This window comes from Mycobacterium sp. IS-1264, from assembly GCF_001954195.1.
In the GTDB taxonomy this organism is placed as follows: Bacteria; Actinomycetota; Actinomycetes; order Mycobacteriales; family Mycobacteriaceae; genus Mycobacterium.
Genome location: NZ_MBES01000040.1, coordinates 1 through 11,545, shown reverse-complemented (window position 1 = coordinate 11,545; position 11,545 = coordinate 1). Strand labels below are relative to the sequence as shown.

General features: G+C 64.9%; 10 protein-coding genes. 4 read left to right on the top strand and 6 right to left on the bottom strand.

Annotated elements, in window-relative coordinates; translation table 11 throughout:
- Positions 1-150: 150 nt before the first annotated feature.
- The 4 genes from A5744_RS07360 to A5744_RS07345 form a co-directional block, all read right to left on the bottom strand.
- Positions 151-1,908 carry a serine/threonine-protein kinase gene (locus A5744_RS07360; RefSeq protein ID WP_076059717.1) on the bottom strand — a complete coding sequence of 586 codons (1,758 nt, stop codon included), beginning with the start codon at positions 1,906-1,908 and terminating at the stop codon, positions 151-153.
- Between the two features lie 247 nt (positions 1,909-2,155).
- Positions 2,156-3,316 carry an ATPase/transcriptional regulator EmbR gene (gene embR, locus A5744_RS07355; protein ID WP_076059715.1) on the bottom strand — a complete coding sequence of 387 codons (1,161 nt, stop codon included), beginning with the start codon at positions 3,314-3,316 and terminating at the stop codon, positions 2,156-2,158.
- A 15-nt stretch (positions 3,317-3,331) separates the two neighbouring features.
- The gene (locus tag A5744_RS07350; RefSeq protein ID WP_076059713.1) at positions 3,332-5,281 is read right to left on the bottom strand and encodes an ABC transporter ATP-binding protein; all 1,950 of its coding nucleotides are present in this window, start codon (positions 5,279-5,281) and stop codon (positions 3,332-3,334) included.
- Positions 5,278-7,023, bottom strand: coding sequence for an ABC transporter ATP-binding protein (locus tag A5744_RS07345; protein ID WP_076059712.1), 1,746 nt, complete (start codon positions 7,021-7,023; stop codon positions 5,278-5,280). Before A5744_RS07345 ends, A5744_RS07350 begins: the two co-directional genes overlap by 4 nt.
- Before the next feature lie 197 nt (positions 7,024-7,220).
- Here A5744_RS07345 and A5744_RS07340 point away from each other — a divergent pair, with 197 nt between their 5' ends.
- Positions 7,221-7,769 carry a DUF3558 domain-containing protein gene (locus tag A5744_RS07340; protein WP_076059710.1) on the top strand — a complete coding sequence of 183 codons (549 nt, stop codon included), beginning with the start codon at positions 7,221-7,223 and terminating at the stop codon, positions 7,767-7,769.
- Positions 7,766-8,320 carry a DUF3558 domain-containing protein gene (locus A5744_RS07335; protein WP_076059708.1) on the top strand — a complete coding sequence of 185 codons (555 nt, stop codon included), beginning with the start codon at positions 7,766-7,768 and terminating at the stop codon, positions 8,318-8,320. Before A5744_RS07340 ends, A5744_RS07335 begins: the two co-directional genes overlap by 4 nt.
- 1 nt (position 8,321) lies before the next feature.
- Here the strand turns inward: A5744_RS07335 and A5744_RS07330 are convergent, their stop codons facing one another.
- A complete protein-coding gene (locus A5744_RS07330; protein ID WP_076059706.1) occupies positions 8,322-8,825 on the bottom strand; it encodes a histidine phosphatase family protein in 504 nt (167 codons plus the stop codon).
- Positions 8,826-9,030: 205 nt separating this feature from the next.
- Here A5744_RS07330 and A5744_RS07325 point away from each other — a divergent pair, with 205 nt between their 5' ends.
- A complete protein-coding gene (locus tag A5744_RS07325) occupies positions 9,031-9,798 on the top strand; it encodes a hypothetical protein (protein ID WP_076059704.1) in 768 nt (255 codons plus the stop codon).
- A gap of 100 nt (positions 9,799-9,898) precedes the next feature.
- Positions 9,899-10,621, top strand: a complete 723-nt coding sequence (locus A5744_RS07320) for a hypothetical protein (RefSeq protein WP_139331273.1) — start codon at positions 9,899-9,901, stop codon at positions 10,619-10,621.
- Between the two features lie 89 nt (positions 10,622-10,710).
- Here the strand turns inward: A5744_RS07320 and A5744_RS07315 are convergent.
- The coding region (locus A5744_RS07315) for an HNH endonuclease signature motif containing protein (RefSeq protein WP_139331272.1) at positions 10,711-11,545 on the bottom strand (835 nt) is incomplete at its 5' end.

The window sequence follows — 11,545 nt, the reverse complement described above, 5'->3', positions numbered from 1 at the left end:
CATCGACCCCACCCGCGAGGCCTGACCGTCACTCATCCCAGATCCTCCAAACCAACCCCAGACCCGCCGACCATACCGCCCCGTAGCCGAGTGCCGGTATCCGTTGCCGCGCAGATGTATCGACGCCGCGGCTTCATCCGCGGCGTGGGGTCAGCCGTACTTCTCCCACCACCCGTGCAGGTCCTCGATTGTCGGGGGATCCCCGAAGACGTCACAGAGCATCAGTTTGGCGTCGTTGGTCCACACCACGTTCGGGTGGTCCTTGTAGGTGGCGCATGCGACCATACCGGCGGTCACCGTCGGGCTCTTGTCGTAGTGCCAGCTGTCCGGTGACGGCCCGCCGCCGGGGCAATTCATCAGCTGTCCGGCGGCGATGTCGTCGTTGAACGCCTTCTTGAGGACATCGGCGTTGGCGAACAGTCCGTACACCGCGCGAGACGGGCCGCCCGGGTTGGTGTTCTGCCCGCAATCGACCATGGCCACCGCGTTCACCCAGACGCTGTTCGGCTTCGGGGTGGTCGGGGTGCAGGTGCCGCTCGCATAGCCGGCGGGCAGCTGACTGAGCAGCTTGCCTTGTGAATCGCCGCCCGGGGTCGTGGTGGTGGTGGACCGCGAGGTCTTCGTGGTGGTGGGCGCCGTCGTCGTGGTGCTGTGCGCCTGCGGGTTGTTGTCGTCGTTGCCGCCCATGACGATTGCGATGCCGATGGCGGCGCCGACGAGGACGACCACCAGCGCCGCGGCGCCGGCGACGAGGGGCCAGGGGTTGCGTTTGGGCTTGGGTGGTTGGTTCCAGGGTTGGTGGGGCGGGGGTGTGCCCCAGTTGGGGCCGGCGCCTTGGTAAAACGACGCGGCGGCCGGCTGGGCAGCCGCGGGCACCGGCCCACTTGGGGGTCCCCAGGACTGCCCGGGCTGCGCGGCCGCCGTCGGGCCGGAAGGGGGCCCGGCGGCGCCGGCGTACGGCGGGGGCGCGTCTTGCGCCGGCGGGCTCGGGGATGCCGCGGCTGGTGACGGTGCGCCGGGCAGGGTGGCTTCTTGGCTGCGGCGCAGGATGTTGTCGGCGTGGTCTTGGTCGGGGTCGGATAGGGCTTCGTGGGCGGCCAGGGCCAGATCGCCGGCGCTGGCGAAGCGGTCTTCGGGTTTTTTGGCCATGCCGCGTGCGATCACGCCGTCGAGGGCCTTGGGGATGCCCGAGCGTGCCGTGCTGGGCTGGGGGATGGGCTGCATCAGATGCGCGGTGACCAACGTGGAGGCACTGTCGGCCCGATACGGCGGGGAACCGGTCAAGCACTCATAGAGCACACACGCCAGCGCATAGATGTCGGCGCGATAGGTGACCTCATCGTTGGAAAACCGTTCCGGCGCCATGTATTTCCACGTGCCCACCGCCGTGCCCAACTGGGTCAGCTTCTCATCGGTGGTGGCACTGGCGATACCGAAATCGACCAGATAAGCGAAATCATCGCGGGTGACCAAAATGTTGGGCGGCTTGACGTCTCGATGCATCACCCCGGCCGCATGAGCGGCATCGAGCGCCGAGGCGATCTGGGCGATAATGGCCACCGCCCGCGGCGGGGTCAACGGACCAAACCGCTTGAGCACACTATCGAGATCGGTGCCCTCGATCAGGCGCATCTCCATGAACATCTGTCCATCGATCTCGCCGTAATCATGAATGGGCACCACATGGGGTTCCTGCAAACGCCCGGCAATACGGGCCTCGCGCTTCATCCGCTCACGAAACACCGGATCGCGGCTAAAGGTGTCCGACATCAACTTCACGGCCACCGTCCACTCCTTGACGGTGTGCTCGGCCTCATACACCTCACCCATGCCACCACGGCCCAACAGCCGCTTGAGGTGATAAGGACCAAACATCGACCCCACCCGCGAGGCCTGACCGTCACTCATCCCAGATCCTCCAAACCAACCCCAGACCCGCCGACCATACCAACAAGTTTGCCCACATTCGCCCAGATCACCTATAACAACCGGCCTACCGCCCAGCGACCATACGGCCGGATGTCGGCGAAAGCGTCACACGCCGAAAAGCCCTGTGGTGGTTGTCATGCGGCTTGGCCGCGAAGCGGTACAGCACTGCGGTAATGCTAGGTCGCGAAATAAAAGCCGTGCACGGCAACCGTATTCGGCCTCGCGGCTAGACCTGGGTGGTATGGCCGGTTTTGTCCGCCACGGCGATCCGAAACGTGAACTCGTGGTCGCAGATGCGGATGTGGTCCCCGTCGTTGAGGGTGGCGGCCGAGCGGATCCGCTGGTGCCCCACGTGCACGCCGTTCGACGAACGGAGGTCGTTGAGGATGTAGCTGGTGCCCGTGTCGACGATGACTGCGTGGTGCCGGCTGACGTTCGCGCCATCGAGAACTATGTCGTTATCGCTTTGCCGCCCAATCCGGGTCGCCGCGGCCAGCAGCGGGTAGCGGCGCCCCGAGGCTCCGTCGAGATATGCGACCGTTTTCTGGCCCGGGACCTGGGTGCGCTGGTCGAGCGCGGTGATCGTGCCGACGGCGGTGGTCTTGGCCGATTTCTTGGCGTCCAACGGATCCTGGCGCAGGATGAGCTCGTTGAGATCGCGCAGGGTTTGACCGGGGTCGATGCCGAGGTCATCGGCGAGCGTCGTTTTCACGCGGCGATAGGCGGCCAACGCGTCGGATTGGCGGTCGGTGAGGTAGTAGGCGGTGATCAGCTGGGCCCACAGCTGCTCGCGGTAGGGGTGCTCGGCGGTCAGCGCCTCGAGCTCGGCGATGATGTTGGCCGCCCGTCCGCAAGCGAGTTCGGCTTCCGCCTTCGCGGTGTGGGCGAGCATCTTTTCCTCGGACAGCGAGGTGGCGTAGGTGTCGACGAACTGGAAGTCGCGCAAGTCGTCGAGGACCGGCCCGCGCCATTGAGCCAGCGCGTCCGTCAGGTGCCGGCTGGCATGTTCGAAGCGGCCGGCGGCGGCCGCGTGCACGCCCGCGGTCTTCTCGGTGATGAACCGTCCGAGATCGCAAGCGTCCTCGGGGATGCTGAGTCGGTAGCCCGGCGGCGCCGCGGCCAACACCGTTCGTGGATCAATCCCGGCGCCGCTGAGCAGCTTGCGCAGATTGGACACGTACGAGTGAATGCTGGCCCGCGCGCCCGACGGGGGCCGCTCCTCCCACACGGCGGTGATGAGCCGCTCGACGCCCACCGGACTGTTGCGATTGATCAGCAGCATGGCTAATACCGCTCGCTGCTTGGGCGTGCCCAACGGCACCAACGTGCCGTCAACGCTCATCTCTAACGGCCCGAGCAGGCCGAATTCGAGACGTTTGTCCGCCATCGCGCCGTCCTTCCGTCATTCCGATGCGTAGTTCGTGGATTCGGAAAACGCCTGGGCCATCGCGTAGTAGGCGCCCCGGCGGGTCAGCAGCTCGGCGTGATTGCCTTGTTCGACGATCCGGCCGGATTCCACCACCAGAATGCGATCGGCGTCGCGGATGGTCGAAAGACGATGCGCGATAATGAAACTCGTGCGATCCTGGCGAAGCTCACACATGGCGCGCTGAATGAGCGCCTCGGTTCGGGTGTCGACCGAGCTGGTCGCTTCGTCGAGTATCAACAGCTGCGGGCGGACAAGAAACGCGCGCGCGATCGTGATGAGTTGCTTCTCGCCGGCGCTGAGGTTGCCGCCGTCCCAGCCGACCCGGGTCTGGTAGCCGGCGGGCAGGGTGTGCACGAACCGGTCGACGTAGGCAGACTTGGCGGCTTCCACCACCTCGTCCTCGCTGGCCTCGGGCCGCCCGTAGGCGATGTTTTCCGCGATCGTCCCGTCGAAGAGCCAGGTGTCCTGCAGCACCATGCCGATGCGCGAGCGCAGCGTTTGCCTGCTCATCGTGGTGATGTCGACACCGTCGACGAGGATCCGGCCGGAATCGACGTCGTAGAACCGCATGAGCAGGTTCACCAGGGTGGTTTTGCCGGCGCCGGTCGGTCCGACGATCGCCACCGTGCTGCCGGGCTCGGCCACCAGCGACAGGTCCTCGATGACCGGGGTGCCCGGACGGTAGGCAAAGCTGACGCGCTCGAACTCGACCCGTCCGCTCGGACCGGATCGACCGGCCGGTCCGGCCGGCTCGTGACCTGGCTCGGGTGCCCGCGCCTCCTCCGGCTCGTCGAGCAGTTCGAACACCCGCTCAGCGCTGGCGACTCCGGATTGCAGGGTGTTGTACATCCCGGCGACCTGGCTCAGCGGGGTATTGAACTGCCGCACATATTGAATGAATGCCTGAATGCTGCCGAGGGTGATTTGTCCGGTGGCCACCTGCAGCCCGCCCATCACGGCCACCGCAACGTATCCCAGGTTGCCGACGAAGGTCGTCGCCGGCGCGACCAGGCCGGAGAAGAATTGGGAGCCGAAGCTGGCGTGGTAGACGTCGTCGTTCAAACCGCGGAACTGCTCGCGCGCCGCCGCCTGGTGGCCGAACGTCTTGACGATCGTGAACCCGCTGTAGGTCTCCTCGATGTGCGCGTTGAGCCGTCCGATGCTCTTCCACTGGGCCGCGAACAGCCGTTGCGAACGGCGCGCGATCGCGCGCGTGGCCAGCAGCGAGACCGGCACCGTGAGCAATGTGATGAGCGCCAACAGCGGCGAGATCGACACCATCATCGCCAGCACCGCCACGATGGTCAGGATCGACGTCAGCAGCTGACTGAGCGTCATCGACAGCGACGATTGCAGGTTGTCGATGTCGTTGGTGACCCGGCTGAGCAGCTCACCGCGCTGCCGGCCGTCGAAGTAGGCCAGTGGTAGTCGGTGCACCTTGTCCTCGACCTGGGAACGCAGCGCCACCATGGTGCGCTGCAGCGTGAGGTTCAGCAGCCGCGCTTGTACCCAAATCAGCAGCGACGCAACCAGATACAGTGCCAACGCCACCGCCAGCGTTCTGGCCACCGCGCCGAAGTCCACTCCTTTGCCCGGCACCACGTTCATCCCCGACAGCAGATCGGCGAAGCCCGTGTCGCCCCGGCTGCGGGCCGCCGCGACGGCCTGTGCTTTGGTGATGCCGGCCGGAAGGCCGCGGCCGATCACGCCGTTGAACAGCAGATCGGTGGCATGGCCGAGGATTCGCGGAACGACGACGCCGATCGCCGTGCCGGTGATGCCGAGGAGGATCACCGCGGTGGCCAGCCCTCGTTGCGGCGCAAGCTGTTTCACCAGCCGCGTCGCCGAACCCCAGAAATCTCGGGACCGCGCGGCCGGCGCCGGCGCGACGCCCCGGGTCGGCCTACTGGTGACCGCCGTCATTGTGCGTCCCCAACTCCGGCGCCGACGGACTGGGAGTCGGCGAATTCGGCGTAGGTGGGGCAGTCGGTCAACAGCGATTCATGGGTGCCCGACCCGACCATGATCCCGTTGTCGACGACGATCACCTGATCGGCCTGCGCCGCGGTCGAAATTCGTTGCGTGACAGCGATGATGGTGGCGCCCGCGGATATCGCTCGCAGCGAATCGCGAACTCGCGCGTCGGTGTGCACGTCGAGCGCGGAGAAGGCGTCGTCGACAAGATAGATGGCCGGGCGGCGGATGACCGCGCGGGCGATGGCAAGCCGCTGGCGTTGCCCGCCGGAGAAGTTGATCCCGCCCTGGGCGACGCGCATGCGCAGCCCGTCGTCGTGTGCCCGGACGAATCCGTCGGCGGCCGCCATTCGCAGCGCTTCCCACATCTCCTCGTCCGACGCGTCAGCCTTGCCGTAACGCAGGTTTTCCTCGACGGTGCCGGAGAAGAGGTATCCGCGCTGGGGAACCAGCCCGATCGCGGACCAGAGTCGCTCGGTGTGGTAGTCGCGGACGTCGACGTCGTCGACGAGGACGGCCCCGGCCGTCACGTCGTAGAGCCGGGCGATCAGCGATATCAGCGTCGACTTTCCCGAGCCGGTGCTGCCGACGATAACCGTGGTGGTGCCGGGGGCCGCTGTGAACGAGATGTCCTGCAGCACTGGGCGATCCGCACCGGGATAGGTGAAGGTGGCGTCCTGCACGCGCACAACGCCGGTGATCCCGCCGCGCGGGAATTTGGGGCTCGGCGGATCGCCGATCGCCGAGCGGGTGGACAGCACCTCGGTGATCCGTTCGGCGCACACGGACGCCCGGGGCAAGATGACCAGCGTCATCGTCGCCATCAGCACCGCCATCAGGATCTGGGTGAAGTAGGCCAAAAACGCGGTCAGCGAGCCGACCTGCATCTGGCCGCGATCGATGCGCAGCCCGCCGAACCAGATCAGCGCGACGCTGGACACGTTGATGGTCAGCGTGGTGATCGGGAGCATCAACGCCTGCCAACTACCGGCGTCCAGCGAGGCGTTCGATAGCGCCGCATTGGCTCGGGCAAACCGGTCGCGCTCGAAGCGTTCGCGGGTGAACGCGCGCACTACGCGGACGCCGGCAAGTTGGTCGCGCATCACCCGGTTGATGCCGTCGATCAGGCTCTGCATCCTGCGGAACAGCGGCAGCATGTGCGACATGATCCAGTAGTTGGCCACGGCCAGGATCGGAACGCTGACCAGCAGCAGCCACGTCAACGCGGCCTCCTGATGGATCGCCATGAAGATGCCGCCGACACACATGATCGGCGCGGTGACCAGAACCGTGGCCCCCATCTGGACCAGGTATTGGATCTGCCGGACGTCGTTGGTGCTGCGGGTCAGCAGCGTCGGTGCGCCGAACTGTGCGGTGTCGCGCTCGGAGAAGGTAGTGACGTGTTCGAACATCGCCCAGCGCAGGTCGCGGCCGAAGCCCATCCCCGTCCGCGAGCCGACGTAGAGCGCCCCGACCGAACACAACAGCTGCACACCCGTGACCGCGAGCATCAGCATGCCGAGGCTGAGGATGGCGGCGGTATCGCCCTTGGCGACGCCGTCGTCGATGATCGCCGCGTTGACCGTCGGCAGGTACAGCGTCGCCAGGGTGCTGACTATTTGGAGCACCGTCAGCACCACAACCAGCCGACGGTACGGCCGGATGTACTGGCGCAGCAGTGCCAGGAGCATTTGGTAACTGTCGCATATGGCAGGGGTCCCGGTCCCGAGCACCGCCGGAGGGTTGCGCGCTCGCGCCGCACCCGGCAAAGGCGTTGAATTGCCAGCTCAGCGGCCGCGTCAGTGGTTGACCCGCGGGGCTGCCGCTACAGTGCATCGTGTGGGGCATCGTGTGGACCGGCAGCAGGCTGAGAAGAAGCAGAGTACCGGTGCGGCGTAACTTGACAGCGCTCGCCATCGCGGCGTCGGCCACGATCCTGATCTCTGCGGGGTGCTCGAGTTCCGGCGACAACAAACCAGGCGCGACTTCATCGACCGAACCTGGGAGCGGGGACGGTCACCACGGGCCGATGTTCCCGCAATGCGGCGGCGTCGGCGATCAGACGGTGGCGGAACTGACCAAGGTAAACGGACTGATCAATACCGCCCGGAACTCCGTTGGATGCCAGTGGCTCGCGGGCGGCGGCATTCTCGGCCCGCACTTCTCCTTCTCCTGGTACCGCGGCAGCCCGATCGGTCGCGAACGCAAGACCGAGGAGCTGTCGCGGGCGAGCGTCGACGACATCAACATCAACGGCCACGGCGGTTTCATCGCCGTCGGCAACGAACCGAACCTGGGTGACTCGCTGTGCGAGGTCGGCATCCAATTCCAGGACGACTTCATCGAATGGTCGATCAGCTTTAGCCAGAAGCCGTTCCCGCCGCCGTGTGACATAGCCAAAGAACTGGCCCGGCAGTCGATTGCGAACGCGAAATGAGCAGAAGAGGCCTGCGTGGCGGTGTAGCCGTGTTGATCATCGCGCTGATGGTGGCTGGGGTGGTGGCGACCGGTTGTTCACGGTCGGTCGGCGGTAAAGCCATCAAGGCGGGCGGGCCGTCCCCCAATAACAACTCCCAACAGCAGTACCCGAACCTGCTGAAGGAATGCGAGGTCCTGACCTCCGACATTCTGGCAAAGACCGTGGGTGCCGATCCGCTTGACATCCAGAGCACCTTCGTCGGAGCGATCTGCCGGTGGCAGGCGGCCAACCCCGCCGGACTGATCGACATCACCCGGTTTTGGTTCGAACAGGGCAGCCTCGGCAACGAGCGCAAGGTTGCTGACTTCCTGAGGTACAAGGTCGAGAGCCGTCAGATCGCGGGCATCAACTCGATTGTGATGCGCCCCGACGATCCGAACGGCGCGTGTGGAGTGGCGAGCGACGCGGCGGGGGTGGTCGGCTGGTGGGTAAATCCCCAGGCGCCCGGTATCGACGCCTGTGCGCAGGCCATCAAGCTCATGGAGCTGACGCTGGCCACCAATTCGTAGGTCAGCGCGGGATCTCGAAGCCGACCAGCGCGGCGCGGTTCAGTTCCAGGCGTTTCCAGTCGCCGGCCACGGTCAGCACCGCGATCGCCGACGTCGGGAATTTCTCCGAAATGCGTTGCACCGCTGCCGTATCGGTGCCGTCGGCGCCCGCTAGGCCGATCGCCACGTTGGACGTCGTCGGTTCGTGCCCGACGACGAGCAGGGTGTTGACGCTGTCGGTGACCCCGTTGATTTCGTCGATCATCGTGCCGGGGGTGGCACCGTAGAGTCGCTCGCTGTATCGCACCATGGCGTCGATGCCCGTCTTGTCCAACGTCTGCCGGGCGCGAGTGGCCGTCGAACACAGCACGGCGTCGATCGGCGGCACGTTGGCGCGCAACCAGTCGCCGGCTAGCCCGGCCTCGCGGATGCCTCGCGGTGCCAACGGCCGGTCGTGGTCGGCGACGCCATCCGGGTACGACGACTTCGCATGCCGCATCAGGAGCAGGGTGCGTTGCCCGTTCACCCGGCCCACGTTAGTGCTCGAAGCGCTACGCAGCGTCGTCGTCATCGTCGGCGGCGTCCTCGTCGGCGTAACTTTCTCTTGACGCGCTGCCGATCCCCAATCAGCGACGGCAATCGCATGGCAGAACTGTGATCACCCCTGACCCTGCGCTCGCCATCACATCCATCCGGTCCTGGGAACATACGACTGGGCGTACTCTGCGGCGATGCCCCAGCTATTTTGGTTGCAGTTTCCGGATGGGACCGTTGAGCAACACGAGGTCACGCCTGGCGGCAAGCTCAGGCTCGCAGTCGGTGAACGCGACGCCCCTCGCGGGACGGTGTGGAACGTGTGGGCGACCCCTAACTCAGGTGATTTCTACATCGCTGAGCGCAACACCGCCGGTGTCCAAAAATGGAGTTTCCACAAAACGGGCATGTGGCTACACCAGTTTGTCGATAACGAACGGGCCGAGCAGCAAGCCAGAGCGGCTGGCTACACCGGACGAAGTCGTGTCGTCGATAAGTGGGACCAACCTCCCGAAATCGGTGACAGCGGTTGGACCTTGGCGTTCTCGATCCGCATCAGGCATCAGGACCTAGAGGAGCACGACGATTCGAAACTACCGCAGGACATTTACTGGGTCCCGCCACCGCCGGAAGGTTCGGCCCGGTACCTCCACGTCTACATCTTGCGGCCAACCGGACGCATGATCGAGCTTGATCCTCGAGACATGGTCCCGCTCTGCAGCTTTGGCCTCGCCGATAATCGGCAGGTCCTCATTCTAGGCAGCACGGCCCCGGTGACCGAAGAAACAGATGCGCAAATTGAACGATGGCTTGACACTGCGCTCGCAGGTACGGCCGATGGGCGCCTTCAGGAGGCCGACCACCCACGGTTGCTCGTCCATACAACGAGGAACGACGGTCATCGGATGGTCTGGGATTTGGCGATTCCGACCGAACGGTTGCGGGCCCGGCCACGGCGCGGTTAGCAGGGAAGGCGCTCCGACGAGTTGTGACTCACCGCGGGCGCCGGAACCGCTACGTGATTTGTACACGTTCGGTCACGACGATGACTTAACCTTGGTCACCGTGATCTCCGATATCATGCGCAATTTGTGCGAGTTTTGGCACGCTGTGTGGAATGGTGTAACGGGTTGGTACACGCCAGGTTGGGGTAACCTCTTTACGGTAGCGATCGCAGCAGCAGCGATCGCGGTGAATGCTCGATACAACCGCCGCACACTGCAAAGCGCAGACGAAAGATTCCAACAAGGCCGCGTGGACGCGCGCAACGACAAGCTGCGCGTCGAGCTTGCTGCATACTTGAGCGACCTAGACGAATACAGACTCGAGAGCAGCAAGTTGGGCAAGCGCATGAGTGAGTTGATCGACACAGCCTTCAACCAATTCAACGCAGAGACGAAATACTCACCCGAGAATGCTCAGTTGTTGGCCGAGAGGTTCGAACGGTATAGAGAGCAATCGGAAGCTGCTTATCATGAAACAGTCTGGAACATATGCCTGCGTTTAGCAGTTCGCGATTTCACACTCATGACCCTCACCAGTGACAAGGAAATCCTCCAGCCCGCTAGCGAGATATACAAACTCATGGACGAAGACCGCAAAGATTTCGAAAACCTGATAGCAGTACGAGAGAGAATATCGCCCGACGATCCGAGAATGGAGCGCGGCCGAACTCTTCCTGAGAGGCACTTAAGCCGAAACCGCGACATCTACGATCAGATGGTCAAGTTGATGGAGTACTGTATCACCGAGTTTCCACTGCGCAAGGATTCGCCGCCAAGTCTATAAGTTCATCAATCTCGCTGTGTCCCTTCGCGTGCCGCATCACCAGCAGGGTGCGTTGCCCATTCACCCGACTCACGTTAGTGCTTCAGGGGTTATGCCGCGTCGTCATCGTCGGCGGCGTGGTCATCGTCGTCGTCTCCGTCGCGGAGCAGTTTTTCGGGGTGCCAGTAGGTGTTGGTTCGGGGTTGGCCCCGTTCGAGGTGGGGCGGTGGGATCCATTCGGTTTCGCCCTTGGCGTTCTTGCGGGTGCTCCAACCCTCGGGTTGGACGATGTGGTGTTGGGTGGGGCAGCCGAAGGTGAGGTTGTCGACGTCGGTGCAGCCACAGGTGGCGTAGCCCACAACGTGGTGGACTTCGCTGTAGTAGCCGGGCACGGTGCAACCGGGTGCGGTGCAGCCACGATCCTTGGCGTACAACACGATTCGTTGTGCGGGGGAGGCCAGGCGTTTGGTGTGATACAGCGCCAGGGTCTTGCCCTTGTCGAAGATGGCCAGGTAGTGCCGCGCGTGGCGGGCCAGGCGGATCACATCGCTCATCGGCAGGATGCTGCCCCCACCGGTCAGTGCCCGTCCGGCGGCGGCTTCCAGCTCGGCCAGGGTGGTGGTGACGATGATCGAGGCCGGTAGTCCGTTGTGCTGACCGAGTTTTCCCGACGCCAACAGCGCGCGCAACCCGGCATTGAGCCCGTCATGGTTGCGCTGTGCGGCGCTGCGGGGGTCGTTGTCGATGGCTTCTTGCATGGGAGCGCCGTCCACGCATGGGGTCTGATCGTCGGGGTTGCACATGCCGGGGGCGGCGAGCTTGGCCAGCACGGCCTCGAGGGTGGCGCGCAGCTGGGGGGTCAGCCACGCGCGTAGCTGCGACATGCCGTCGGCTTGTTGGTTGCCCAGGGTCAGGCCGCGGCGCCGGGCGCGGTCGTCGTCGGTG